The sequence below is a fragment of the Aeromicrobium sp. UBA7512 genome, from assembly GCF_002476985.1.
Taxonomy (GTDB): Bacteria; Actinomycetota; Actinomycetes; order Propionibacteriales; family Nocardioidaceae; genus Aeromicrobium; species Aeromicrobium phoceense.
In genome coordinates, this window is sequence record NZ_DLNK01000007.1 from 311,283 (window position 1) to 334,771 (window position 23,489).

28 protein-coding genes and 1 riboswitch are annotated in these 23,489 nt (G+C 70.9%); of the genes, 17 read left to right on the forward strand and 11 right to left on the reverse strand.

Features of this window, described 5'->3' with window-relative positions; translation table 11 throughout:
- Window positions 1-22: 22 nt before the first annotated feature.
- Complete coding sequence (locus tag B2363_RS12390; RefSeq protein WP_286930599.1) at window positions 23-736, forward strand: MerR family transcriptional regulator; 714 nt, start codon at window positions 23-25, stop codon at window positions 734-736.
- A gap of 28 nt (window positions 737-764) precedes the next feature.
- Here the strand turns inward: B2363_RS12390 and B2363_RS12395 are convergent, their stop codons facing one another.
- Both B2363_RS12395 and B2363_RS12400 read right to left on the reverse strand, forming a co-directional pair.
- Window positions 765-1,328, reverse strand: a complete 564-nt coding sequence (locus B2363_RS12395; RefSeq protein ID WP_286930600.1) for a hypothetical protein — start codon at window positions 1,326-1,328, stop codon at window positions 765-767.
- Window positions 1,329-1,417: 89 nt separating this feature from the next.
- Window positions 1,418-2,407, reverse strand: a complete 990-nt coding sequence (locus B2363_RS12400; RefSeq protein ID WP_286930601.1) for an alpha/beta hydrolase — start codon at window positions 2,405-2,407, stop codon at window positions 1,418-1,420.
- Window positions 2,408-2,488: 81 nt separating this feature from the next.
- Between B2363_RS12400 and B2363_RS12405 the strand changes: the two genes are divergently transcribed.
- Window positions 2,489-2,719 (forward strand): hypothetical protein, encoded by a 231-nt coding sequence (locus B2363_RS12405; RefSeq protein WP_286930602.1) that lies wholly within the window; start codon window positions 2,489-2,491, stop codon window positions 2,717-2,719.
- Window positions 2,716-3,105: a TA system VapC family ribonuclease toxin gene (locus tag B2363_RS12410; RefSeq protein ID WP_286930603.1), complete on the forward strand. Its 390-nt coding sequence runs from the start codon at window positions 2,716-2,718 to the stop codon at window positions 3,103-3,105. The genes B2363_RS12405 and B2363_RS12410 overlap by 4 nt, the downstream gene beginning before the upstream one ends.
- A gap of 27 nt (window positions 3,106-3,132) precedes the next feature.
- Here the strand turns inward: B2363_RS12410 and B2363_RS12415 are convergent, their stop codons facing one another.
- The 3 genes from B2363_RS12415 to B2363_RS12425 are packed head-to-tail and all read right to left on the reverse strand — an operon-like array spanning window position 3,133 to window position 5,843.
- A complete protein-coding gene (locus tag B2363_RS12415) occupies window positions 3,133-3,498 on the reverse strand; it encodes a VOC family protein (protein WP_286930604.1) in 366 nt (121 codons plus the stop codon).
- Between the two features lie 39 nt (window positions 3,499-3,537).
- Window positions 3,538-4,680, reverse strand: a complete 1,143-nt coding sequence (locus B2363_RS12420) for an acyl-CoA dehydrogenase family protein (protein ID WP_286930605.1) — start codon at window positions 4,678-4,680, stop codon at window positions 3,538-3,540.
- On the reverse strand, window positions 4,680-5,843 hold the full coding sequence (locus B2363_RS12425) for a CaiB/BaiF CoA transferase family protein (RefSeq protein ID WP_286930607.1): 1,164 nt from the start codon (window positions 5,841-5,843) through the stop codon (window positions 4,680-4,682). The genes B2363_RS12420 and B2363_RS12425 overlap by 1 nt, the downstream gene beginning before the upstream one ends.
- 169 nt (window positions 5,844-6,012) lie before the next feature.
- On the opposite strand from B2363_RS12425, the gene B2363_RS12430 reads away from it, so the two are divergent.
- The gene (locus B2363_RS12430) at window positions 6,013-6,846 is read left to right on the forward strand and encodes an alpha/beta fold hydrolase (protein ID WP_286930608.1); all 834 of its coding nucleotides are present in this window, start codon (window positions 6,013-6,015) and stop codon (window positions 6,844-6,846) included.
- 66 nt (window positions 6,847-6,912) lie between these two features.
- On the opposite strand, the gene B2363_RS12435 is transcribed toward B2363_RS12430, so the two are convergent.
- Genes B2363_RS12435 through B2363_RS12445 form a run of 3 tightly spaced genes read right to left on the reverse strand, consistent with a single transcriptional unit; the run spans window position 6,913 to window position 9,387 of the window.
- Window positions 6,913-7,644 carry an amino acid ABC transporter ATP-binding protein gene (locus B2363_RS12435; protein ID WP_286930609.1) on the reverse strand — a complete coding sequence of 244 codons (732 nt, stop codon included), beginning with the start codon at window positions 7,642-7,644 and terminating at the stop codon, window positions 6,913-6,915.
- Complete coding sequence (locus B2363_RS12440) at window positions 7,644-8,507, reverse strand: amino acid ABC transporter permease (RefSeq protein WP_286930610.1); 864 nt, start codon at window positions 8,505-8,507, stop codon at window positions 7,644-7,646. Before B2363_RS12440 ends, B2363_RS12435 begins: the two co-directional genes overlap by 1 nt.
- Before the next feature lie 4 nt (window positions 8,508-8,511).
- Window positions 8,512-9,387 (reverse strand): transporter substrate-binding domain-containing protein, encoded by an 876-nt coding sequence (locus B2363_RS12445; protein ID WP_286930611.1) that lies wholly within the window; start codon window positions 9,385-9,387, stop codon window positions 8,512-8,514.
- Between the two features lie 94 nt (window positions 9,388-9,481).
- Between B2363_RS12445 and B2363_RS12450 the strand changes: the two genes are divergently transcribed.
- The gene (locus B2363_RS12450; RefSeq protein ID WP_181753694.1) at window positions 9,482-10,021 is read left to right on the forward strand and encodes a PadR family transcriptional regulator; all 540 of its coding nucleotides are present in this window, start codon (window positions 9,482-9,484) and stop codon (window positions 10,019-10,021) included.
- Here B2363_RS12450 and B2363_RS12455 read toward each other — a convergent pair.
- On the reverse strand, window positions 9,990-10,217 hold the full coding sequence (locus tag B2363_RS12455) for an SCO4848 family membrane protein (RefSeq protein ID WP_286930612.1): 228 nt from the start codon (window positions 10,215-10,217) through the stop codon (window positions 9,990-9,992). The two genes, B2363_RS12450 and B2363_RS12455, sit on opposite strands and share 32 nt — an antisense overlap.
- A 33-nt stretch (window positions 10,218-10,250) precedes the next feature.
- Between B2363_RS12455 and B2363_RS12460 the strand changes: the two genes are divergently transcribed.
- From B2363_RS12460 to B2363_RS12480, 5 genes are all read left to right on the forward strand, one after another.
- Entirely contained in the window at window positions 10,251-10,664 is a 414-nt protein-coding gene (locus B2363_RS12460; RefSeq protein ID WP_286930613.1) for a nuclear transport factor 2 family protein, read from the forward strand.
- On the forward strand, window positions 10,661-12,682 hold the full coding sequence (locus B2363_RS12465; protein WP_286930615.1) for an NADPH-dependent 2,4-dienoyl-CoA reductase: 2,022 nt from the start codon (window positions 10,661-10,663) through the stop codon (window positions 12,680-12,682). The genes B2363_RS12460 and B2363_RS12465 overlap by 4 nt, the downstream gene beginning before the upstream one ends.
- A gap of 115 nt (window positions 12,683-12,797) precedes the next feature.
- Window positions 12,798-13,322, forward strand: a complete 525-nt coding sequence (locus B2363_RS12470) for a DUF1697 domain-containing protein (protein ID WP_286930617.1) — start codon at window positions 12,798-12,800, stop codon at window positions 13,320-13,322.
- Between the two features lie 71 nt (window positions 13,323-13,393).
- The gene (locus B2363_RS12475) at window positions 13,394-13,537 is read left to right on the forward strand and encodes a hypothetical protein (protein WP_286930618.1); all 144 of its coding nucleotides are present in this window, start codon (window positions 13,394-13,396) and stop codon (window positions 13,535-13,537) included.
- Entirely contained in the window at window positions 13,534-14,319 is a 786-nt protein-coding gene (locus B2363_RS12480) for a Sir2 family NAD-dependent protein deacetylase (protein ID WP_286930620.1), read from the forward strand. Before B2363_RS12475 ends, B2363_RS12480 begins: the two co-directional genes overlap by 4 nt.
- Window positions 14,320-14,460: 141 nt before the next feature.
- Here B2363_RS12480 and serA read toward each other — a convergent pair whose 3' ends face one another.
- The gene (serA, locus tag B2363_RS12485; RefSeq protein WP_241732814.1) at window positions 14,461-15,705 is read right to left on the reverse strand and encodes a phosphoglycerate dehydrogenase; all 1,245 of its coding nucleotides are present in this window, start codon (window positions 15,703-15,705) and stop codon (window positions 14,461-14,463) included.
- 51 nt (window positions 15,706-15,756) lie between these two features.
- A riboswitch (ZMP/ZTP riboswitch) is annotated at window positions 15,757-15,844 on the reverse strand.
- A 53-nt stretch (window positions 15,845-15,897) separates the two neighbouring features.
- Window positions 15,898-16,326: a PaaI family thioesterase gene (locus B2363_RS12490; protein ID WP_286930623.1), complete on the reverse strand. Its 429-nt coding sequence runs from the start codon at window positions 16,324-16,326 to the stop codon at window positions 15,898-15,900.
- A 93-nt stretch (window positions 16,327-16,419) separates the two neighbouring features.
- Here B2363_RS12490 and B2363_RS12495 point away from each other — a divergent pair, with 93 nt between their 5' ends.
- The 7 genes from B2363_RS12495 (at window position 16,420) to B2363_RS12525 (ending at window position 23,440) form a co-directional block, all read left to right on the forward strand.
- Window positions 16,420-16,713, forward strand: a complete 294-nt coding sequence (locus tag B2363_RS12495) for a metal-sensitive transcriptional regulator (RefSeq protein WP_181753681.1) — start codon at window positions 16,420-16,422, stop codon at window positions 16,711-16,713.
- 5 nt (window positions 16,714-16,718) lie between these two features.
- On the forward strand, window positions 16,719-16,946 hold the full coding sequence (locus tag B2363_RS12500; RefSeq protein WP_181753679.1) for a heavy-metal-associated domain-containing protein: 228 nt from the start codon (window positions 16,719-16,721) through the stop codon (window positions 16,944-16,946).
- On the forward strand, window positions 16,946-19,099 hold the full coding sequence (locus B2363_RS12505; RefSeq protein ID WP_286930626.1) for a heavy metal translocating P-type ATPase: 2,154 nt from the start codon (window positions 16,946-16,948) through the stop codon (window positions 19,097-19,099). The genes B2363_RS12500 and B2363_RS12505 overlap by 1 nt, the downstream gene beginning before the upstream one ends.
- Window positions 19,100-19,244: 145 nt before the next feature.
- Window positions 19,245-19,661, forward strand: coding sequence for a hypothetical protein (locus B2363_RS12510; RefSeq protein ID WP_181753675.1), 417 nt, complete (start codon window positions 19,245-19,247; stop codon window positions 19,659-19,661).
- A gap of 100 nt (window positions 19,662-19,761) precedes the next feature.
- Complete coding sequence (locus B2363_RS12515) at window positions 19,762-20,052, forward strand: YbaY family lipoprotein (protein WP_153302926.1); 291 nt, start codon at window positions 19,762-19,764, stop codon at window positions 20,050-20,052.
- A 4-nt stretch (window positions 20,053-20,056) separates the two neighbouring features.
- Window positions 20,057-22,033: an ABC transporter ATP-binding protein gene (locus B2363_RS12520; protein WP_286930629.1), complete on the forward strand. Its 1,977-nt coding sequence runs from the start codon at window positions 20,057-20,059 to the stop codon at window positions 22,031-22,033.
- A 60-nt stretch (window positions 22,034-22,093) separates the two neighbouring features.
- On the forward strand, window positions 22,094-23,440 hold the full coding sequence (locus tag B2363_RS12525) for a hypothetical protein (protein ID WP_181753673.1): 1,347 nt from the start codon (window positions 22,094-22,096) through the stop codon (window positions 23,438-23,440).
- The last annotated feature ends 49 nt before the right edge of the window (window positions 23,441-23,489 follow it).

Sequence of the window (23,489 nt, forward strand, 5' to 3'; positions counted from 1 at the left end):
GGATCGGGCTAGTCTCGACAGCGTGAACGACGCCCCCGAGTCGATCGGCATCGAGCAGCTGGCCGAGCGGGTCGGCATGTCCGTGCGCACCGTGCGGTTCTACGCCGGCCGCGGCCTGATCCCGCCGCCGCGCCGCGCGGGGCGCAACGGCTACTACGGTGCCGACCACATCGTCCGGCTCGAGCTCGTGCGGGAACTGCAGGCCCACGGCTTCACGCTGCAGGCGATCGAGGGATACCTCGAGAAGATCCCGGCCGACGCGGGTCCCGACCAGGTGGCCCTGCACCGCACCCTCCTCGCGCCCTGGATGCCCGAGCTGCCCGAGACGCTGGAGCGCCCCGCGCTGGAGAAGCGCGCCGGGCGCGAGCTCTCCGACGAGGACCTCGAGCTGCTGATCGCCCTGGGAGTCATCGAGCCGACCCCGGACGAGGACGTCTTCCGCCTCGCTCCCGCCCACCTCGCGGTGGGCATGGGCTTCCTCGACGCCGAGCTGCCGATCGACGCGGCCCACGCGGCCCGAAAGCTGATCCTCGCCCACGGCACCGCGCTCGCCGACGAGCTGACCGCCCTCTTCCGCACGCAGGTGTGGCCGTACCTCACGTCCTCGGGCCAGCCGCCGGAGATCATCACGTCGATGATCGAGCGCTTCAAGCCGCTGACGATCCAGGCCTTGGTGACGGCGTACGAGCAGGCGGTCGACGAGCAGAAGCGCGAGACGGTGCGACGCCGTAGCTGAGCCGGGCGCCTCGTCACCGTGCCGTCCCTCAGACGACGGCGGGGACGCGCAGACGGGCGAGCAGCAGCATGCTGATGTCCTCGGTGGCGAGGCTCATCGGCTCGCGGATCGGGCCGGAGCCGGGCGGCAGGTCGCCCAGCACGAGGTCGATGCCGTCGGAGAGCACCACGCTCCCGCGGCGGTCGGCGAGCGTGCAGGCCAGCCAGCGGCCCGTGGTGCCGGGGCTCCCGGTCGCGAACGAGCCGATCAGGGTGGCGGCCGCGCGGGCCGGCGGGACGAACGCGAACCGACGCCAACCGAGCGCGTCGACGGTCTCGACGAGCGTCTCGGACCCGGCCGTGGCGTACCAGTGCATCGACGCGCCGTGCATGAGCGTGATGTCGTCGGCCGACGTCTCGTAGAGGCTCAGCGGATGCACGTCGGCGACGGTGGCCAGCACGTCGGCCAGGCGGGCCCACAGGCGCCGTCCGCCCTCCCCCGGCTGCACCCGCTCGCGGTCGACGAACCGGGACGTGCGCACCGATCGGGGCCCGGGGTCGCCATCGGGCGCCACGAGCACCTCGGGGGTCGCGGTGTGCCACCAGGTCTGCATCCGGATCACCTCTCCGCCCGGCGCGAGGTGCGCCGTCCCCCATGAGACCGCGCAGGAGCGGGTCCATGACGCGACTCGCACCAGGAGTCTCAGGAGTGCCGTGCCGTCACACGGGCGAGGAAGTCGACCGAAGCGGCCAGGACCCGCCGTGCCTCGGGTCTCGTGAGGTCGAACTGGAACTCGTGGTTCAGGCCGGGATGGAAGTGCGTCTCGTGCTCCACCCCGAGCTCGGCGAGGCGTGCCGCGAAGACGCGACCCTGCGCCGTGAGCGGGTCCTCGTCGCCTCCGCTGAGCAGGGTGGGCGGGTACGCGGCGGTGGCGTGGTCGACGACGGACGACTCGCGAACCCGCGGGTCGGTGAAGTCCTTCGTGCCGAGATACGCCCAGCCCACCGTGCGCACGAACCAGCCGCCGAAGCCGGTCGAGTGCATCGCCGTCGGCGGGTCGTACGGACCGCAGTGCAGCATCGTGCCCACCAGATGGTCCGCCTCGAGGGGCGGCTCGATGCCGAGCAGGTCCGCGTAGTCCGGGCTGGTGACGAGAGCCGCGTACTGCGCCGCGATGTGCGCCCCGGCGGAGTCCCCGGCCAGCACGACGCGCTCGGGATCGACGCCCAACTCGTCCGCGTGCTCGCGGATCCAGGTCAGCGCCGCCCCCAGCTGGCGCACCGGCAGCGGGTACGGATGGTCCGGAGCGAGCGAGTAGTCGATGCCGATCCCTACGTAGCCGTGCTGGGCCAGCAGGCGCAGGTACGGCGCGGGCTGGGACCGGCCGCCGCCGATCCAGGCCCCTCCGTGCGCCCACACGACGACCGGCAACGGCCCGGCGGCTCCCTCCGGCGACCAGACGTCGAGGACCTCGTCGGGGCCATCGCCGTAGGCCAGACCGGTGCGTCCGACGACGCCGGTGGCCTCCATGCCCTTGACCTCGCCCGTGTCGGTCAGCGAGAAGAGCCAGTTGATCAGTGCGACCCCGGGCCGCGGGCTGACCCTCGCCCACACCAGGACCGCGCCGAGGAGGGCGGCCAGGCCGAATGCCGCACGACCCATCCACCGACCGAGGACTCGAAGGAAGCGCACGCGCCGAGCCTAGGGCGGATCAGTCCCCAGCGGGGCGCATCTCGCTGGTGCATCACGGGTGATGCACCTATGATGCTGTCCATGCGAACCACCGTCGACCTGCCTCCTGCGGTGCACCGCCGTGCGCTGGCACTCGCGGAAGCGCGCCACCAGTCGCTGTCCGCGGTCGTCGCCGAGCTCACGACCCGCGGCCTGGCCTGCCTCGGTGAGCCGGTCGAGATCAGCACCGACCACGTCAGCGGTCTCCCGGTGATCTCCATCGGGCGAACCATCACGTCGGCCGAGGTCGCCGACGCCCTGGACGACGAGTGACGGCACACCTGCTCGACGCGAACGTCCTCATCGCGCTCACCGTCGCGGAGCACGAGCACCACCGGGCCGCGGCCGCCTGGGCGGGGTCCGGCGTGGAGCTCGCGCTCTGTCCCGTCGTCGAGGGCGCGCTGGTGCGCTTCCTCGTCCGCCTCGGTGAGAGCCCGTCCACCGCGCAGGCCGTCCTCTCGGCGCTGTACGCCTCGGGCCGGTGCGCCTTCTGGCCCGACGCCACGTCCTACGCCGACACGCCGCTGGATCATGTCGTCGGGCATCGACAGGTCACCGATGCCTACCTCCTCGGGCTCGCCGCCAGCCGGGGCGCCCGTCTGGTCACGTTCGACCGAGCGCTCGCCGAGGCGTCCGAGCGTGTCGATCTGCTGACCTGACCGAGCGCTCGGCGGCTCCCGCAGGGATCAGTCCGCCGCGGCGCCCAGATGCACCACGAAGCCGCCGGGGTCGCGCACCTGCGCGACCCGCTCGCCCCACGGCATCACGTCGGGCTCGGCGATGCTCGTCGCGCCGGCCTCGAGCGCCCGCCGGTACGCCGCGTCGACGTCGTCCACGTAGAGCCACAGCGCGGCGCCGACGGGCTCGGCCGCCAGGTCCTCGTCGAGCCCGAGGCCGAGAGCGGAGTCACCGATGCTCAGGGCGACGTACACGTCGCGGCCCCCGGCCTCGAACGCGTAAGTGCGCTCGGCGCCGAAGGCGTCACGGTAGAACGCCTCGAGTCGCGGGAGGTCCCGCGTCGAGAGGATCGCGAAGCTGCTCCGTACCCCCATGCGGGCATCGTACGAACCTGCAGGGTCAGATGCCCAGCGTCAGATGCCCAGCGACCGGCCGACGATCTCCTTCATGATCTCCGTGGTGCCGCCATAGATCGTCTGGATGCGGGTGTCCCGGTAGGCCCGGCTGATCGGGTACTCGCTCATGTAGCCGTAGCCGCCGTGCAGCTGCAGGCACGCGTCGACGGTCTTCTTCTGCAGCTCGGTCGTCCACCACTTGCCCGCGGCCGCGTCGTCGATCGAGAGGGTGCCCGCGTTCAGGGCCTCGATGCTGCGGTCGACGAACACCTGGGCGATGCGCTGCTCGGTCTCGAGCTCGGCCAGCACGAAGCGCGTGTTCTGGAACGACCCGATCGGCTTGCCGAACGCGTGACGCGACTTCACGTACTCCAGCGTCATGTCGATCGCGGCGCGGCACGCGGCCGCCGCGACCACCGAGATCGTCAGGCGCTCCTGCGGCAGCTTCTCCATGAGGTAGACGAAGCCGCGGCCCTCCTCGCCGAGCAGGTTCTCCACCGGCACGCGGACGTCGTCGAAGAACAGCTCAGCGGTGTCCTGCGCCTTGAGCCCCAGCTTGTCGAGGTTGCGGCCGCGCTCGAACCCCTCCATGCCGCGCTCGAGCACGATCAGCGAGACGCCCATCGCGCCGGCATCGGGATCGGTCTTGCACGCGACGATCACGAAGTCGGCGTTGATGCCGTTCGTGATGAAGGTCTTCGCGCCGTTGACGACGTAGTGGTCGCCCTCGCGGACCGCCGTGGTCTTGATGCCCTGCAGGTCCGACCCCGTGCCCGGCTCGGTCATCGCGATCGCGGTGATCATCTCGCCGGAGACGAACTTGGGGAACCAGCGGCGCTTCTGCTCGTCGTTCGTGTAGCTGAGCAGGTAGCCCGACACCAGGTCGGTGTGCAGGGCGAAGCCGACACCGCTGGCGCCGATGCGGGTGAGCTCCTCCTGGAGCACCGCGTTGTAGCGGAAGTCCGAGACGCCGCCGCCGCCGAACTCCTCGGGCATCATGAAGCCGAGCAGGCCCAGCGCGCCGGCCCGCGTCCACACCTCGCGCGGGACGATGCCCTCGCGCTCCCACTCGTCGTGGTGGGGCACGACCTCCTTCTCGAGGAAGACGCGCACGGTGTTGCGGAACGACTGGTGCTCGGGCTCGAACAGGGTGCGTTCCATCAGTTCTCCTCGTCCTGGACGGCGACCTTGCTCTCGATGAGGTCGTCCACGTCCTCGATGCCCCACGCGGTCAACGCCTCGCGGGTGCTGGCGCCCGGGCGTTCCGGGGCGCGGTGGATCCCGGTCTCCGTCGCCGAGAAGCGCGGAGCGGGAGCGGGCTGGGTGACGCCGAACGCCGAGACGTAGGTGCCGCGGGCGACGTTGTGCGGGTGCTCGTACGCCTCCTCCGTCGGCATGACGGGTGCGACACACGCGTCGGTGCCGGCGAAGAGGGTGGTCCACTCCTCCTGGGTGCGGCTGAGGAACCACGTGCGCAGCGTGTCGCGCAGGTCGGCCCAGTTCTTCGGGTCGTTGCGGTCGGGCAGGTCGCCCAGGCCGACGGAGGCGAAGACCTCCTGCATGGCGTACCAGAACTGCGGCTCGAGCCCGCCGACGCTCATCCAGTAGCCGTCGGAGGTCTCGTAGACGTCGTAGAACGGTGCGCCGGTGTCGAGCAGGTTGGTGCCGCGGCGCGGCGACCACGTGCCCGACTGCTGCATGCTGATGGTCATCGACAGCAGGTGCGCCACGCCGTCGGTGATCGCCGCGTCGACGACCTGGCCCTGCCCGGTGCCGCGCGCGTGGGTGAGGGCGGCCAGCACGCCCGTGACGAGGTACATCGATCCGCCGGCGAAGTCGCCCAGCAGGTTCAGCGGGACCTGCGGGGGTCCGCCGGCACGGCCGATCGGGTCCAGCCCGCCGGCGACCGCGATGTAGTTGATGTCGTGCCCCGCGGCGTCGGCGAGCGGGCCGCTCTGGCCCCAGCCGGTCATCCGGCCGTAGACGAGGCGCGGGTTGCGCGCGAGGGCGACGTCGGGTCCGAGCCCGAGGCGCTCCATCACGCCGGGACGGAATCCCTCGATCAGGATGTCGGCACGCTCGACGAGGTCGAGGACCGTCGCGACGCCCTGCTCGTGCTTGAGGTCGATGGCCACGCTGGGCCGGTTGCGGCCCAGGACGTCGCGCTCGGGCGGCGCGACCTGCAAGGCGTTGCCGCCCGGTCGATCGATGCGGATGACGTCGGCACCGAGATCGGCGAGCAGCATGGCCGCGAACGGGCCCGGGCCGATCCCGACGATCTCGACGACGCGCATCCCGGCGAGGGGTCCTGTGCTCTGGGTCACGCCGTGATTCTGACACCATCGCTGTCACAGTGGCAACCGCGGTGCCACTGCCTCGCGCGGCGTGCCCGTCTGGTCCCGTTCACACCCGGGGAAATCTGTGCGATGCTGCATGCGACATCGTCAATGTCACATCGGGCGGGCGTCCGGTGGGTGAGCCTGAGGAGTTCCCATGTTGAGCGAGATGGCCTACACACGACGCGGCCAGGGCGAGCCGCTCGTCCTGCTGCACGGCATCGGGCACCGCCGCGCCGCGTACGAGCCGGTCCTCGACGAGCTGGCACGGCACTACGACGTCATCGCCGCCGACCTTCCCGGTCTCGGCGACTCGCCGCCCCTGCCCCACGGCACGGGCTACTCGGCCGAGAACGTGGCCGCCGCGATCGCGGAGAACTTCACGGCCTGGGGAGTCGACCGGCCGCACGTCGTCGGGAACTCGCTCGGCGGACTGCTCTCGATCGCGCTCGCCCAGCGCGGCGACGTGCGCTCGGCGACCTGCCTGTCACCCGCGGGCTACTTCCGGCCGTGGAGCCTCCTGCAGGCCACCGTCACCCTGCTGCCGCTCAAGCTGGGCTCGCACCTTCCGAAGCGGGTCCTGCGGGCGGTCTCGCGCCTGCCGATCGGCCGCCGCCTCATCGGCTTCTCGCTCTACAGCCACCCTGACCGCTACACCGCCGAGCGCGTCTACGGCGACGCCCTCGCAATGAGGCACGGCCAGGGCTTCTGGCGCTACTTCATCCGCTGCTTCCCGCTGGGCTTCACCAGTCCCGAGTCGTTCCGCGGCTCGGCCAGGGTGCCGATCACGATCGCGTGGGGCGACAAGGACCTCATCCTGCACAAGTCGCAGGCCAAGCTGGCCGCGAGGCGGATGCGCGGCGTGGAGTTCGTGACCCTCGCCGACTGCGGCCACGTGCCCATGGGCGACTCCCCCGAGCAGGTCGTCGCGGCGATCCGCGCCACCACCGCCCGCGCCACCGCGGCCCGGGACGACTCCTCCGTCGCCTGAGCGCTGGTCTCGATACGCCGCTCGTTCCTCGCGAGCTACTCGACCACCGGCCTGGCCGGTGATCCGTCAGCGGGCGCCGGAGTGGCGGGCCAGGAAGGCCGCGGTGCGCGGGTCGCGCGGCGCGGTGAACAGCTGCTCGGGCGGCCCGGACTCGACGATCCGGCCCTCGGCCAGGAACACGATCCGGTCGGCGCACTCGCGGGCGAAGTCCATCTCGTGCGTCGCCATGACGATCGTGCGGCCCTCGTCCTTGAGCTCGCGGACGACGTCGAGCACCTCGGCCACGAGCAGCGGGTCGAGCGCGGACGTGACCTCGTCGAGCAGCAGCAGCTCGGGATCCATCGCCATCGCGCGGGCCAGCGCGACCCGCTGCTGCTGACCGCCGGAGAGCGAGTCCGGGTACGCCGCCGCCTTCGCGTCGAGACCGACGCGCGCCAGCAGCTCGTGGGCCCGCTTCGTGGCCTGCGACCGGGAGACCCCCTTGACCCGGCGCGGTCCCAGCACGAGGTTCTGCAGGACGCTGAGGTGCGGAAACAGGTTGAACGCCTGGAACACGAACGCGATCCGCGCGCGGGCCGCGTTCTCGTCGATGGCCGGGTCGGTCAGCTCGAGGTCGCCCAGGAAGATGTCGCCGTCGTCGGTCAGCTCGAGCAGGTCGATGCAGCGCAGCAGGGTGGACTTGCCCGACCCGGACGCTCCGATGAGGCACACCACCTCGCCGCGGCCGACCGTCAGGTCGATCCCGTCGAGCACGACGTGGTCGCCGAACGACTTGCGGACTCCCTCGACGCGCAGCATCACTGGCCTCCCTGACGACGCATGGAACGGATGGTGAGCCAGTCGGTGAACCGCGCCAGCGGGATCGTCACGACGATGAAGAACAGCGCGGCCACGCACAGCGAGGTCACGTTGAACGTGGTGGCCTGGTAGACCGAGGCCGCGCGGAGCGCCTCGACCAGGCCGATCGTCAACACCAGCGCGGTGTCCTTCTGCAGCGACACGAAGTCGTTCATCAGCGGCGGCGTGACGTTGCGGACGGCCTGCGGCAGGATCACGCGCGTCAGCGTCTGGCCGTACCCCAGACCGAGGGCGCGACCGGCCGCCCATTGCGTGGGGTGCACCGACAGGATGCCCGCCCGGATCACCTCGGCCACGTAGGCGCCGTAGCTCAGCGTCAGGGCGATGACGCCGAGCCAGAACAGGCTGGTGGGGACCCCGGCAAGGCCGAGCGCCGGGAAGCCGAAGCCCACCAGCATCACGACGAGGATCGTGGGGATGCCACGGAACACGTCGGTGTAGGCGGCGGCGAGGAACTTGAAGGGCGCCATCGCCGGCGCCGGGATCACGCGGACCACCGCGACGAGCAGCGCCAACGGCAGCACGAGCAGCTCGACCGTGAGGAAGAGCCGCACGTTCAGCCAGAACGCGTCACGGATCGCGGGGAACGACTCGCGGGCGTGGTAGCCGCTGAAGAACGTCTCGCGGACGCGGGGCCAGCCCGGTGCGGACGTGACGACCCAGGCCAGCAGGCCCAGGACGACGAGGCTCGAGATCGTCCCCACCACCACGCGGCGCAGCGTGCGCCGGCGCCGGAAGGCGTTGCGCTGCTGCTGCCGAGCGGACGGAGGGGGAGGGCTCGCGAGCCCCGGGTCGTGGGTCACCGGGTCACTTCAGGACGGGGACGTCCTGCGACGCCGACAGCCACTTCTGCTCGAGGTCGGCCAGCGTGCCGTCCTCGGTCAGGGCGGTGACGGCTTGGTCGACGCACGGGGTCAGCTCGCTGTCCTTCTGCAGCAGGAGGCCGAACTGCTCGGGCTCACCGCCGTCGAACTCGAACTGGCCGGCGATCGTGGCGTCCTCGAGCTCCGCGGCGACGAGGTAGAAGGCACTGGGCAGGTCGGCCACGATGCCGTCGACCTGGCCGTTGGCCAGGGCGAGCGCCGCCTTGGTGGTGTCGTCGTAGACCAGCGGGGCGTCCTCGGTCTCGAGCGACTCGATCGCCTTGAGCGACGTGGTGCCGATCTGGGCGCCCAGGCTGGCGGTGCGGAAGTCGGCGAGGCTGGAGGCGTCGGCGAACTCGGAGTCGTTCCGGACGATGATCGCCTGTGCGGCCGAGTAGTACGGCTTGCTGAAGTCGACCGCCTTCTGGCGCTGCGCCGTGATCGAGATCTGGTTGATGTCGAAGTCGAACGCCTTCTTGCCCGCCTGGTAGGAGACGTTGAACGGAACCTTCGTCCACGCCACCTGGGCGCGGGTGAAGCCCATCTCCTCGGCCACGGCATAGGCCACGGCGGACTCGAAGCCTTCGCCGTTGCTCGGATCGTTGTCGGTGAACCACGGCTCGAACGCGGGGTCGTCGGTGGCGATCGTCAGCTTGCCGGACGTGGTCAGCGGCAGCTGGTCGACGGCGCACTCGCCGCCGGCGGACGCGGAGGCGGTGGACTCGGACGCCTTCGCGTCGTCGGAGTCGTCGGACGGCGCGCAGCCGGCCGCGACGGAGAGCATGAGCGCCAGGGGGACGGCGAGCAGGGATCGCTTCATGGTGCCCATCGTAATGGGCACGAGACACCGTCTCGTCCTGCGGATCCGTATGAACCTCGTTGCATATGGTCCGGCCGAGCCCTAGGCTCCCCGCATGGCCCTCGACCACGCGATCCTGGTGTCGCTGACCGAGCGCGCCGCCAGCGGCTACGACCTCGCCCGCCGCTTCGACGCCTCCATCGGCTACTTCTGGCCGGCCAGCCACCAGCAGATCTACAAGGTGCTGGCGCGGATGCAGGAGGCCGGCTGGGTCGAGAGCACCCTGCAGGAGCAGGACGGCCGACCCGACAAGAAGACCTACGCGATCACGCCCGACGGCGCCGCGGAGCTCGATCGGTGGGCCGCCCAGCCGACCGAGCGCGAGGCGCTGCGCAGCGACTTCGCCGTGAAGCTGCGCGCCTTCCGCGACGCCCGGACCGTGCTCGCCGACACGCGCGCCCGTCGCGCCGCCCATGCCGAGCGGCTGGCCGAGTACGAGGCCAGCGAGGCCCGCTTCTACCCCGACCCGTCCGCACTCGACGGGCCCGACCTCGGCTCCTGGCTGGCGCTGCGCGGCGGCATCCTCGGCGAGCGTCAGGGCATCGCCTGGTGCGACGAGATCCTCACTGCCCTCGAAGCGCGCGGATCCCGATGACGAGCACGATCACGCCCAGCGTCATCGCCGTGCCGATCAGCACGAGGTGCACCCAGAAGAACGACGTCGGCTCCTGCCACCGCGTCCCGCCCCACGCGCGGTCGTCGTCGACGATCGCCTTGAAGAAGCGGGGCCAGATGACGACGTTGAAGACGCCGGCCGCGATGAGCAGCCAGGACGCGAGCTTTCCGATCACCCCTCCATTGTCCCCACCGAAGGGAACCCGCCCATGAAGGCCTTCCGAGAACTCGTCGAGCGCGGCATCGCCACCGGCTCGTTGGCCGGCGTCGAGGACCTGCTGGCCGACGACGTCGTGTTCCGCAGCCCCGTCGCCCACAAGCCGTACCCCGGCAAGGCGATCACCACGGCGATCCTCAATGGTGTCGCGCGGGTCTTCGAGGACCTTCGCTACGTCGGCTCCATCGAGGAGGGCAATCGCAGCGCCCTCCTCTTCGAGACGAGGATCGGCGACGTCATCGTGAACGGCTGCGACTTCATCACGACGAACGACGAGGGCCTCATCACCGAGTTCACCGTGATGGTCCGGCCGATGTCGGGCGCCACGGCCCTCATGGAGGCCATGGCCGCGGAGTTCCCCCAGATCCAGGCCGACGCCGCCGCCTTCGCGGAGCAGCAGCGGTGAGCGAGTTCCCGCACCTGCTGAGTCCGCTCGACCTCGGCTTCACCACCTTGCGCAATCGCGTGGTGATGGGCTCGATGCACACCGGCCTGGAGGACCACGCGAAGGACCTGCCGAAGCTCGCGGCCTACTTCGCCGAGCGCGCCAAGGGCGGCGTCGCCCTGTCGATCACGGGCGGGTTCGCGCCGAGCTGGCGCGGCTGGCTGCTGCCGTTCGGCTCGGAGATGTCGCGGAAGCGGCACGCCGACAAGCACCGTCTCGTCACCGATGCGGTGCACGAGCACGACGGCAAGATCGCGCTGCAGATCCTGCACGCGGGCCGCTACGGCTACTCGCCGTTCAAGAAGGGCGTGTCGTCGGTGAAGTCGCCGATCACGCCGTTCCGGGTGTCCCCGATGTCGACGAAGGAGGTCGACCGCACGGTCACCGACTTCGCGCGGTCGGCCGCCCTCGCGAAGCGCGCCGGCTACGACGGCGTCGAGATCATGGGCTCCGAGGGCTACCTGATCAACCAGTTCCTCGCGGCGCGCACCAACACCCGCACCGACGCGTGGGGCGGGTCCGCCGAGAAGCGCATGCGGTTCCCGGTGGAGATCGTGCGCCGCACCCGCGAGCTCGTGGGCGACGACTTCATCGTCCAGTACCGGATCAGCCTGCTCGACCTCGTCGACGACGCGCAGTCGTGGGAGGAGACCGTCGCGCTCGCGAAGGCCCTCGAGGACGAGGGCGTCTCGATCCTCAACACCGGCATCGGCTGGCACGAGGCGCGGATCCCGACGATCGTCACGAGCGTGCCGCGCGGCGCATTCACGTGGGTCACGGCGAAGCTGCGCGCCGAGGTCTCGGTGCCGGTCGTCGCATCCAACCGCATCAACACCCCCGAGCAGGCCGAGGCGATCCTGGCCGCCGGCGAGGCCGACCTGATCTCGATGGCGCGGCCGCTGCTCGCCGACGCCGACTTCGTGAACAAGGCCGCCGACGGGCGCTCCGACGAGATCATCACGTGCATCGCCTGCAACCAGGCGTGCCTGGACCACACGTTCAAGAACCAGCGGGCCACCTGCATGCTGAACCCGCGGGCGGCGCACGAGACCGAGCTGGTCCTGCTGCCCACCCGGTCCACGAAGCGGATCGCCGTCGTCGGCGCGGGACCGGCGGGACTGGCGGCCGCCGTCGAGCTCGCGGGGCGCGGTCACGAGGTCGAGCTGTTCGAGGCACTGCCCGAGATCGGCGGCCAGTTCCGCCTCGCGATGCAGATCCCCGGCAAGGAGGACTTCGCCGAGACGATTCGCTACTACTCGGTGATGCTCGAGCGCCGCGGCGTGAAGGTGCACCTGAACCGCTGGGCCTCCGTCGAGGACCTCAGCGACTTCGACGAGGTGGTCATCGCAACGGGCGTCGAGCCGCGCGTGCCCGCGATCCCGGGTGTCGACCATCCCTCGGTCGTGACCTACCAGCAGCTGATCCGCGAGCAGGCCGTCGCCGGCGAGCGGGTGGCCGTCCTCGGTGCCGGCGGCATCGGCTACGACGTGTCGGAGTTCCTGCTGCACGAGTCCGGCGAGTCGCTCGAGCACTGGATGTCCCGCTGGGGCGTCACCGACCCCGAGGTCGAGCGCGGCGGGCTCGCCACGAAGACCAAGGCCCCGCCGAGGCGCGCCGTGACGCTGCTCCAGCGCAAGGCCACGACGTTCGGCAAGGACCTCGGCAAGACCACGGGCTGGGTGCACCGCACGACGCTGAAGGACTCGGGCGTCGAGTTCGTCGGGGGCGTCCGGTACGACCGCATCGACGACGACGGCCTGCACGTGACGGTCGGCGCCGACGGCGACTCCCCCGAGTCGCGCCTCATCGCCGCCGACACGATCGTGCTGTGCACAGGCCAGGAGTCGGTGCGCGACCTCGTCGAGCCGCTCGAGGCCGCAGGCGTCTCCGTCCACGTCATCGGCGGCGCCGACGTCGCCGCCGAGCTCGACGCCAAGCGCGCCATCCGGCAGGCCACCGAGCTGGCGGCTCGGCTCTGACGGTTTCCCCGGTTACGTGGGTTTGCTGTCACTTCCCGGGGATCGCATCCCCGGTAAGTGCGAGAGAACCCACGTAACCGGGGAATCTGTCCACCGGTCGCAGCACACTGGGGACATGGCCAGACGAGTGGTGCTGCTGCGAGCGGTGAACGTCGGCGGCTCGAAGCTGCCGATGGCGGAGCTGCGCGAGGTCGCGCAGGAGCTCGGCGCGCGGGACGTCTCGACGTTCATCGCGTCGGGGAACCTGCTGGTGGACGTCGACGAGCCGGAGGCGTTCGACCGGGCCCTCGAGCGAGCGATCGAGGAGCGGTTCGGGTTCTTCCGCGAGGCGATCAGCCGCTCCCCCGAGGAGTTGCGTGCGGCGCTGGAGGCGCACCCGTTCGCGATCGAGGGCGAGCGCAAGGCGCACCACGTCTACTTCCTGCTCGAGCCGCCGAGCGCCGAGCAGGTCGACGCCCTGATGGCCCGCGGTCTGCCCGACCGGCTCGCCGTGATCGGCCGTGACCTGCACATCCGCTACGCCGACGGGGTCGCGAACACGAAGCTGACGCCCGCGCTGATCCTGCGGACGCTCGGAAGTCACGGCACCGGACGCAACCTCAACACCGTCGAGAAGCTGGTCACCCTCGCGACGGTGTGAGCCTGTGGACGGGCGGGTGCGCGGCACCGTCGCGGGCTGACATCGTCACCGGCAGCCGTCACACTGGAGGAGTGCCCGTCATGGACCTGGAGTCGATCATCACCTTGGTGGGGTTCGCCGTGGACGCCCGCTTCGATGCGCTGGCGTCACGCTCTGAGGCACTGGAGCAGCGCACCTTCGACATCGGCGCGCGGCGCCGCCCGGGGGCCGGGTGAGCGACTGGTTCGAGCGCCGGTGGCTGGTGCTCACCGGCGCGGGCGTCAGCACCGACTCCGGCATCCCCGACTACCGCGGCCCCGAGTCGGTGCCGCGGCAGCCGATGACGTACCAGGACTTCATCGCCTCGCCGGCCAACCGCCAGCGCTACTGGGCCAGGGCGCACCTGGGCTGGAGCCGGATGGGCGGCGCCGAGCCGAACTTCACCCACCGCTTTCTCGCCGAGCGCCAGGACCGGCTCGTCGGGCTCATCACCCAGAACGTCGACGGCCTCCACGAGAAGGCCGGCTCGCTCGACGTCGTCGACCTCCACGGCCGGCTCGACCGGGTGATCTGCCTCGACTGCGGCGACGTCACGAGCCGGACCGAGGTGCAGGCGCGGCTCGACGCGCTGAACCCGGGCTGGACCGAGCAGGAGGTCACGATCGCGCCCGACGGCGACGTCGACCTCGAGGACACCGCGGGTTTCGTCGTGGCCGACTGCACCCAGTGCGGCGGCCGGCTCAAGCCTGACGTGGTGTTCTTCGGCGAGTCGGTGCCCAAGCCGAAGGTGAACCACTGCTTCGAACTCGTGGAGCGCGCGGGCCGCGAGGGGGCGGCGCTCGTCGTGCTGGGCTCGTCGCTGCAGGTGATGAGCGGCCTGCGCTTCGTGCGGCGGGCGGCCAAGGACGGCATGGAGATCGTGATCATCAACCGCGGCCCGACCCGCGGCGACGAGCTGGCCACGGTGCGGATCGACGACGGGGTCGCCGAGACCCTGCGGCGCCTCGGCGAGGGCTGAGACGCGACGGGGCCCGGTGCTAGGACTAGCACCGGGCCCCGTCGCCATGATCTCGATACGCCGCTCGCTGCGCTCGCGAGCTACTCGATCACCGGTGGTCGAGTAGCGCTGCGAGGAACGAGCAGGCGTATCGAGACCGGGTCAGCTCAGCTGGCGCAGGCGCACGGTCTCGGGCAGCGCGGCGAGCTCCTTGAGCACGTCGGCGCCGACCTCGGCCGAGACGTCGGTGACGACGTAGCCCAGCTCGCCGCGGGTGGCGAGCTGCTGGCCCTCGATGTTCACCCCGTGGTCGCCCAGGATCGTGTTGATCGTGGCGAGCACGCCCGGGGCGTTGTGGTGCACGTGCGCGAGGCGGTGACGCGCCGGGTCGCTCGGCAGGTTCAGCTCGGGGAACGTGACGGACAGGTTCGTCGTGCCGGCCTTGGCGTAGGCACGCAGCTTCGACGCGACGAAGCGGCCGATGTCCTGCTGGGCCTCCTCGGTGGAGCCACCGACGTGCGGCGTGAGGATCACGTTCGGCACGCCGCGCAGCTCGCTCTCGAACGGGTCGCCCTGGGCCTTCGGCTCCACGGGGAAGACGTCGAGGGCGGCGCCGGCGATGTGGCCCGACTCCAAGTGGCGGCGCAGCGCCGAGGTGTCCACGGCGATGCCCCGCGACAGGTTGAGGAACAGCGAGCGCGGCTTCATCGCGCGCATCTGCTCGTCGCCGAACAGGCCCGCGTTGCCGGGGCGGCCGTCGACGTGCAGCGAGACGACGTCGGAGATGGCGAGCAGCTCGTCGATCGTGGCGCACTTCTTGGCGTTGCCCAGCGCGAGCTTGTCGTCGATGTCGTAGAACACGACCGACAGGCCGAGCGCCTCGGCGATGACCGAGAGCTGGCTGCCGATGTTGCCGTAGCCGACGATGCCGAGCGTGCGGCCGCGCACCTCGTGGCTGCCGGCGGCCGACTTGTTCCACACGCCGCCGTGCATGGCGGTGGACTTCTCGTGCAGGCGGCGGGCGAGCGAGATGATCTCGGCGATCGCCAGCTCGACGACGCTGCGCGTGTTGGAGTAGGGCGCGTTGAAGACCGCGACGCCGTGGCGCTTGGTGGCGGCGAGGTCGATCTGGTTCGTGCCGATGCAGAACGCGCCGATCGCGAGCAGGTCGGGAGCGTTCTCCAGGACCTTCTCGGTGATGTAGGTCGTCGAGCGGATGCCGAGCAGGTGGACGCCCTTGACGGCCTCGATGAGCTCGTCCTCGGTGAGCGCGGCGCTGCGCGTCTCGACCTGGTAGCCCTTGTTGCGCAGGAAGTCCGCGCCGTCGGCGTGGATGTTCTCGAGGAGCAGGACCTTGACGTCCTGGTCGTCGATCGTGGTCATCGGTTCGTGAACGTCGAAGCTCATGCTCATCATCGTCATCGTGTGTGGCCTCCGGGTCAGCGGTCGATCGGGCTGACGCGGGGCCCAGGCGAACGGTCCCGTAAGTCGTGCTGTCCACGGCTCCCTGGTGGTAGCCACCTCAACGCCAGTCGCGCGCGGACCACCCCATCCTAGCGGCTCGGGCCTGATCCCTCGATCACGTCCGGGAGCGTGGACTCAGGCCGGGAGGTTGCCCTTCATCGCCTCGACCGCCTCCGGGGGGACCTCCTGGTCGAGGTTCGCCAGGCGCACCTGGCCCTGCGCGATGAGCTTCCCGTCCTGGTTGACCGAGTCCAGGTGCCACAGCTGCTGCGTGCGGCCGCGGTGGATCGGCGTCGCCGTGACGGTGATGGTGTCGCCGTTGCGCGCCTGGCGCAGGAAGTCGGTGGAGTTGTTGGTGCCGACGACGACACCCTTCGTGCCCAGCCAGATCTGGCCGGCCATGCTCGCGGTCGACTCGTGGACCGCGCAGTAGATGCCGCCGTGCGGGATGCCGAAGGGCTGCAGGTGGCGGTCGGTGATGGTGAAGCGCACCACCACCTTCTCGGGGGTCAGCTCGACGTGCTCGACACCGAGCACTCCGTCCAGTCCGGGAACTTCGCTCATGGAGGGGACTCTAGGCGAGCGCGCTCAGCCCTCGTCCGCCGACTGCCGCGGGCCGGGCTTGATACGGGTACCCCCTAGGGGTATGGTGAAGCCATGAGCCACGAACATCCCGGATACGCCGACGACAAGGCGGCCGTCCTCAAGCGGCTGGCCCGCATCGAGGGCCAGGTCCGCGGGATCAACCGCATGGTCGAGTCCGACACCTACTGCATCGACGTGCTGACCCAGATCAGCGCGACCACCAAGGCACTCGAGGCGGTGGCGCTGAAGCTGCTCGACGAGCACCTGGCCCACTGCGTCGCCGATGCCGCCGCCAAGGGCGGCCCCGAGGCCGACCTGAAGATCAAGGAAGCGTCCGACGCCATCGCGCGTCTCGTGAGGAGTTGAGGAAGATGAGCACCACCACCTACACCGTCACCGGCATGACCTGCGGCCACTGCGCCGCGTCCGTCACCGAGGAGATCTCGACCCTGCCCGGCGTCGAGGACGTCGCGGTCGACGTCGCCTCCGGTGCGGTCACCGTGACCAGCACGGCCCCGCTCGACGACGCCGCGGTCGCGGCCGCCGTGGACGAGGCCGGCTACGCGTTGGCGGGTCCGCGCGACCTGCCGATGGCCTGATGACCACGCACGAGACCGAGGTCGAGCCGACCACCACGTACCGGCTCGACATCGGCGGCATGAGCTGCACGTCGTGCGCCGCGCGCATCGAGAAGAAGCTGAACCGGCTCGACGGCGTCGAGGCCACGGTCAACTACGCGACCGAGAAGGCCACCGTCCACGCGCACCACGACGTGGACCCGAACGAGCTGGTCCAGACCGTGGAGAAGACCGGCTACACGGCGCAGGTCCACGACCCGCACGCCGGCCACGAGGGCCACGCCGCCCACGGCGGCCTGCACTCGGCCGAGTCGATGCGCAAGCGCTTGATCGTCGCCACGATCCTGACGCTGCCCGTCCTGGCGATCTCGATGGTCCCGGGCCTGCAGTTCACCGGGTGGCCGTGGGTCGCGCTCGCGCTGACGACGCCCGTCGTGCTGTGGTGCGCCTACCCGTTCCACTGGTCGGCGGTGCTCAACCTGCGCCACGGCGCGGCCACGATGGACACGCTCATCAGCATGGGCGTCACGGCGGCGTACGCCTGGTCGCTGGTCCAGCTGTGGATCGGCGTCACGGGCCACGGCGTGGAGCACGGGCACTACTACTTCGAGACGGCTGCCGCGGTGACCACGTTCATCCTCGCCGGCCACTACCTCGAGGCCACCGCGAAGGGCCGGTCGAGCGCCGCCCTGCGCGCCCTCATGGACCTCGGCGCCAAGCAGGTCACCCTCCTGCGCGACGGCCGCGAGGTCGAGGTGCCGATCGAGCAGCTCCACGCGGGTGACACGTTCGTCGTGCGTCCCGGCGAGAAGATCGCCACCGACGGTGACGTCGTCGACGGCGCCTCGGCGGTGGACGAGTCGATGCTGACCGGCGAGTCCGTCCCGGTCGACGTCGCCACCGGCGACACCGTCACGGGTGCCACGGTCAACCAGTCGGGCCGCCTCGTCGTGCGCGCCACCGCGGTCGGCCAGGACACCCAGCTGGCCCAGATGGCACGCCTCGTCGAGGAGGCCCAGGAGGGCAAGGCCGAGGTGCAGCGGCTCGCCGACCGCATCTCCGCCTGGTTCGTCCCCGGCGTCATCGCGATCTCGGCGGTCACGCTGCTCGTGTGGCTGCTCGTGGCGCCGGGCATCGGCGCCTTCGAGGCCGCCGTCGCGGTGCTGATCATCGCCTGCCCGTGTGCGCTCGGGCTGGCCACGCCCACCGCGCTGATGGTGGGCACGGGTCGCGGCGCCCAGCTGGGCATCCTCATCAAGGGCCCGCAGGTGCTGGAGTCCACCCGCGCGATCGACACGATCGTGCTCGACAAGACCGGCACGATCACCACCGGCACGATGACGGTCGCGCACGTCGACCCCGCCCCCGGCGTGGACGTCGACGAGCTGCACCGGCTGGCCGCGTCGGTCGAGGCCGCGTCCGAGCATCCCGTGGCGCGGGCGATCGCGGCACTCGCCGAGCCGCTCCCCGTCACGGCGTTCCGCAACCACGCGGGACAGGGCGTCGAGGGCACGGTCGACGGCCACGTCGTCCGCGCGGGCCGCCCGGGCTGGATCGGCGCCGACGACCGGCCCGATCGCACCGGCACCGTCATCGCGGTCTCCCGCGACGGCGAGGTCCTGGGCACGATCACCGTGGCCGACCGGGTGAAGGAGTCCTCGCGCGAGGCCGTCGCCGACCTGCGGCGCCTGGGCCTCGAGCCGATCCTGCTGACCGGCGACAACGAGCGCGTGGCCACGGCCGTGGCGGCCGAGGTCGGCATCGACCGGGTGCACGCCGAGGTGACCCCGCAGGACAAGCTCGACGTCGTGCGCGAGCTGCGGGAGCAGGGTCGCGTGGTGGCGATGGTCGGCGACGGGGTCAACGACGCCGCGGCGCTCGCCGGGGCCGACCTCGGGATCGCGATGGGCACCGGCACCGACGTGGCGATCGCCGCGAGCGACCTCACGCTCGTGCACGGCGACCTGGCCACGGCCGTCACCGCGGTCGAGCTCTCGCGGGCGACGCTGCGCACCATCAAGGGCAACCTGTTCTGGGCCTTCGCCTACAACGTCGCCGCGATCCCGCTGGCCGCCCTGGGCTTCCTGAGCCCGATGATCGCGGGCTTCGCGATGGCGGCGAGCTCGGTGTTCGTGGTGACCAACTCGCTGCGACTGCGCCGCTTCGGCCACTGATCGCGTCCGTCCGGCCCCCCCGATTCCGGGGGGCCGGACGTCGTCCCGGACGGCCCACGCAGACCGATGAGGCCTCCGCATGGCACGATTCCGGGAGAAACGCGGTGACCGTATCGGGACGGCGCCGCACCGACGAGGGGGAAACATGAACGTTCGCAAGCCTGCCGCCGCACTCGCCGCCGTGGTCCTGTCCCTGGGGCTCACCGCCTGTGGCGGTGGCGGCCAGTCCGTCGAGGACGCCTGCAAGGTGGCCGAGAAGGAGGTCAAGGACGCGATGGGTGACCTGAGCGGCATCGACCCCACCGACAGCGACAAGGCCACCGAGACGATCGCCTCCATGGGCGACGCCCTGCAGAAGACGCAGAAGAAGCTGGACAACCAGGAGGTCAAGGACGCCATCGCCGCGCTCTCGGCCGAGTTCGACAAGCTCGAGGGCGCCTTCGCCGACCTCAAGGCCGCCGGCCAGGACACCACGAAGCTGCAGGAGGTGTCCAAGGAGATGAGCACGCTCTCCACCGACATCCAGAAGAAGGGCGAGAAGCTCGACGAGCTCTGCGGCTGATCCGCACACCCCGCCGACGCCGCGGAGTCCCCTCGGGGGCTCCGCGGCGTCGTCGTCGGTGGCGGCGGCGGGTGTCGGGGCACGGGCATAGGCTGGCCGCATGTCGATGCTGACCGTCTCCGGTTCCCTGTCCGTCCGCGAGAAGATCGCGTTCCCCCCGGGCGGGGTGGCCACGGTCAAGGTCGTCGACGCCGACGGCGAGGTGCTCGCCGCCACGGCCCTGCCGGCCGACGGCGTGCCCGTGGAGTTCAGCCTCGACATCGACGAGCAGCTCGTCACCAGCGAGCTGTTCGTGTGGGCGTTCCTGCGCAACGAGGTCGGCGGCTGGGGCACCCTCGAGCTCGTCCCGGCCGACCTCGGCACGGTCGACCTGACACGGATCGGGGACTGAAGCCGTGCCGCGACCGGGCCCGTCCGTCACGCACCTGAGCGATGCCGAGATCGCTGCGGACAACCGCCCGGTGCTGCGGCGCATCGCCACCCTGTTGCGTCCCTACCGCGCCAAGATGGCCTCGGTCGGGGTCATCGTCGTGCTCGCGGCGCTGCTCACCTCGATCGTCCCGTTCCTCACCCAGGCGGTCTTCGACGACGCGCTGTTCGGCGAGGGAGGCCCCGACTTGGGCCTGCTGGGCTGGCTCGTCGCCGGCATGTGCGCGCTGCCGATCCTGGCGTCGATGCTCAACATCGCCCAGAACTGGCTGACCTCCACGATCGGCAACTCGGCGATGGCCGACCTGCGCAGCGAGCTGTTCGCCCACCTGCAGAAGATGGAGCTGGCGTTCTTCACCACCACGAAGACCGGCGCGATCCAGTCGCGCCTGGCCAACGACGTGGCGGGGGTCCGCACCGTCCTCACGGACACCGCCACCTCGATCCTGCAGAACACCGTCACGGTCACGGCGGCGTTCATCTCGATGGTGATCCTGTCGTGGGAGCTCACGATCCTCACGCTCATCCTGATGCCGCTGTTCGTGTGGCTCCAGCTCAAGGTCGGCCGCCGCCGCCAGCAGCTGGCCCGGCGCACGCAGGAGAGCCTCTCGGAGATGACCGCGATCACCGAGGAGTCGCTCAGCGTCTCGGGGATCCTGCTCGCCAAGGTCTTCAACCGCAGCAAGTCCGAGGCCGAGCGCTACCGGACGGCGAACCTCGAGCAGACCCGCCTGCAGGTCGAGCAGGCGATGACCGGCCGGCTGTTCTTCGCCACGGTGCAGACCTTCTTCGCCATCACCCCGGCGATCATCTACCTGTTCGCCGGCTTCATCATCGCGGGGCGACTCCCCGGGGATCCCGCCTCGCTGACCGCGGGCACCCTCGTGGCGTTCACCACGGTGCAGGCCCGCCTGCAGATGCCGCTGCTCCAGCTCATGCGCGTCTCGCTCGACGTGCAGACGTCGCTGGCGCTGTTCCGCCGCATCTTCGAGTACCTCGACCTGGAGCCCGCGATCGTGGACCGGCCCGGTGCGCGCGACGTGAGCCCGGCCGACCTGCAGGGCACGATCGAGTTCCGCGACGTGTGGTTCCGCTACCCCGAGCCGCGCACGCTCACCGGCGAGACCGCCAAGGACCGCTTCGGCGACTCCGCCGGCGCCATCGACGCCGAGTCCACGGCGCAGGAGGACGCCTGGGCCCTGTCCGACCTGTCGTTCACGATCGAGGGCGGCCAGCTGGCGGCGATCGTGGGCCCCTCGGGCTCGGGCAAGACCACCGCCACCTACCTGGTCCCGCGCTTCTACGACGTCGATCGCGGCCAGGTGCTGATCGACGGCATCGACGTGCGCGACATCAGCCTGTCGTCGTTGGCCGACTGCGTGGGCATGGTGACGCAGGAGCCCTACCTCTTCCACGGCACGATCCGCGAGAACATCGCCTACGCCAAGCCGGGGGCCACGCCCGAGGAGATCGTCGCGGCCGCCACCGACGCCAACATCCACGACCGGATCATGAGCTTCCCCGACGGCTACGACACCGTCACGGGCGAGCGCGGATACCGGCTCTCCGGCGGCGAGAAGCAGCGCATCGCGATCGCCCGCGTCCTGCTGAAGAACCCGCGCATCCTCATCCTCGACGAGGCCACCAGCGCGCTCGACAACGAGACCGAGCGGCTCGTGCAGGAGGCGCTCGAGCGGGCCACCTCCGGCCGCACCACGCTCGCCATCGCGCACCGGCTCAGCACGATCCAGAACGCCGACGTGATCTTCGGTCTCGTCGACGGTCGCGTCGTGGAGCAGGGCACCCACGCCGAGCTCGTCGACGACCCCGACGGGCTGTACGGCCGGCTGTACCGCGAGCAGTTCTCCACGCGCCGTCCCGCGCAGGATGCGCCGCATCCCGTGGGAGCCGTGGGGTTCCTGCGCGCCGATGTCTGCCTCTGATTCCAGGGGGACGCGACAAAGGCGTGGTCACCGCCCGCGAGGACTGCCAGAATTCACGCCATGACCACCGCCTACCTGGTGACCTCGGCAGTGCTGCTGCTGTCGGTCCTGGCGGTGCGGCACCACCGGCCGGCCGTGTCGGTGCCCGTGGTCATCCTCGTGCTGTCGGTGGCCGCCTGGAACCTGCTGCGGGCGCTTCGCGGACCCGACGACCTCGCGCCGAGCCTCCTCGTGGCGGTCAACGTCGTGGTCGTGCAGGTCAGCGCCGTCAGCTTCTTCGTGGCCGCGCGACGACTCGTCCACGGGCGCTGGGTGGTCGCGCCCTGGCTGTGGATCGCCGCGGCGGCGATCGCCGCTCTCAGCTTCGCCGGCATGGTGCCGGCGCTCGGCATCACCGACGGTGACCGCTACTACGACAGCCCGGTCTACGCGGCGCACCTGATCTACGCGTTCGGACTCCTCGGCGCCGGCGTCCTCACGCTGAGCACGCGCCAGCACGACCCGTCCAGGCACGTGCGCCGGGTCGTCCTCGCGGCCGAGGTCGCGGGCCTGTTCGTCGTGTCCTTCCAGGTGCTCGTTCCCGCACTGACACCGCTGGCCATCGCCGCCATCTGCCTCGTCCTGGTGTGGACGACGAGCCACGTCGGGTCGTGGTCGCGGTCGGCCTCACGGGCGGACCGCCTGATGAACTCGATCGGCGTCTTCATCTTCGTGATCGACCGCGCCGGGCGGCTGCAGGACTGGAACGGCCCGGCCGCCAGCCTGCTGCGCCTGATGGGTCGCACGGCCTCGCACGGGATGGACCTCACCGCTGCCCTGTCGATGCCTCCGCGGTTCGTGGACGGGGCCACCGTCACGCTGTTCATCCAGGGCGGTGAACTGCGCACGGCCCTGTCGGTGCACTCGGTCGACCCGCTCGCCCGCGACGGCGACCTGGTCCTGATGTTCCGTCCCGTGCGCTCCTCGGTGGAGGGCTCGTCCTTCCCGACCGTCTCCGGCGCCCTCAAGGGCCACGACCCCGGCACCCAGACCCTCGGCCGCAAGGCCGCCCTCGAGGTGCTGAGGACCGTGGCGGCGCAGGGCGGCACCGTCATCCGGCTCGTCGTCACACCGCGCGACCCGCACCGGACCGACGAGGTGATGTTCCTCATCGCGCGGCGCATGGAGGCCCGCGCGGCCGAGGCCGGCTTCCCCGACGTGGAGTGGGCCCGCCTGGACACGTGGACGTTCGTCACCGAGCTGCTGGAGCACGACTTCGACGCCGTCCCGGGAAACGTGCCGCTGGACGACCTCGGGGTCGACATGGAGGTCACCTTCCACACGCCCCTGCCGGGCGAGTCGTCGGCCGCCTTCATTCGCCGCGTGAGCGACGACGCCTACGGACGCGACACCGCCCACGGCAGCTGAGCCGGGGACCGAGCGGTGCCGGACGTGACTCGTCCGGGGCCCCTGAGGA

What these genes read in the sequence shown, in the direction of transcription:
- B2363_RS12505 (WP_286930626.1), top strand. Translation starts at nt 16,946, where the DNA reads ATGACCACGCACGAGACCGAGGTCGAGCCGACCACCACGTACCGGCTC.
- B2363_RS12490 (WP_286930623.1), bottom strand. Translation starts at nt 16,326, where the DNA reads ATGAGCGAAGTTCCCGGACTGGACGGAGTGCTCGGTGTCGAGCACGTC.
- B2363_RS12405 (WP_286930602.1), top strand. Translation starts at nt 2,489, where the DNA reads ATGCGAACCACCGTCGACCTGCCTCCTGCGGTGCACCGCCGTGCGCTG.
- B2363_RS12510 (WP_181753675.1), top strand. Translation starts at nt 19,245, where the DNA reads ATGAACGTTCGCAAGCCTGCCGCCGCACTCGCCGCCGTGGTCCTGTCC.
- B2363_RS12415 (WP_286930604.1), bottom strand. Translation starts at nt 3,498, where the DNA reads ATGGGGGTACGGAGCAGCTTCGCGATCCTCTCGACGCGGGACCTCCCG.
- B2363_RS12495 (WP_181753681.1), top strand. Translation starts at nt 16,420, where the DNA reads ATGAGCCACGAACATCCCGGATACGCCGACGACAAGGCGGCCGTCCTC.
- B2363_RS12500 (WP_181753679.1), top strand. Translation starts at nt 16,719, where the DNA reads ATGAGCACCACCACCTACACCGTCACCGGCATGACCTGCGGCCACTGC.
- B2363_RS12430 (WP_286930608.1), top strand. Translation starts at nt 6,013, where the DNA reads ATGTTGAGCGAGATGGCCTACACACGACGCGGCCAGGGCGAGCCGCTC.
- B2363_RS12450 (WP_181753694.1), top strand. Translation starts at nt 9,482, where the DNA reads ATGGCCCTCGACCACGCGATCCTGGTGTCGCTGACCGAGCGCGCCGCC.
- B2363_RS12460 (WP_286930613.1), top strand. Translation starts at nt 10,251, where the DNA reads ATGAAGGCCTTCCGAGAACTCGTCGAGCGCGGCATCGCCACCGGCTCG.
- B2363_RS12470 (WP_286930617.1), top strand. Translation starts at nt 12,798, where the DNA reads ATGGCCAGACGAGTGGTGCTGCTGCGAGCGGTGAACGTCGGCGGCTCG.
- B2363_RS12515 (WP_153302926.1), top strand. Translation starts at nt 19,762, where the DNA reads ATGTCGATGCTGACCGTCTCCGGTTCCCTGTCCGTCCGCGAGAAGATC.
- B2363_RS12395 (WP_286930600.1), bottom strand. Translation starts at nt 1,328, where the DNA reads ATGCAGACCTGGTGGCACACCGCGACCCCCGAGGTGCTCGTGGCGCCC.
- B2363_RS12445 (WP_286930611.1), bottom strand. Translation starts at nt 9,387, where the DNA reads ATGAAGCGATCCCTGCTCGCCGTCCCCCTGGCGCTCATGCTCTCCGTC.
- B2363_RS12525 (WP_181753673.1), top strand. Translation starts at nt 22,094, where the DNA reads ATGACCACCGCCTACCTGGTGACCTCGGCAGTGCTGCTGCTGTCGGTC.
- B2363_RS12435 (WP_286930609.1), bottom strand. Translation starts at nt 7,644, where the DNA reads ATGCTGCGCGTCGAGGGAGTCCGCAAGTCGTTCGGCGACCACGTCGTG.
- serA (WP_241732814.1), bottom strand. Translation starts at nt 15,705, where the DNA reads ATGAGCTTCGACGTTCACGAACCGATGACCACGATCGACGACCAGGAC.
- B2363_RS12420 (WP_286930605.1), bottom strand. Translation starts at nt 4,680, where the DNA reads ATGGAACGCACCCTGTTCGAGCCCGAGCACCAGTCGTTCCGCAACACC.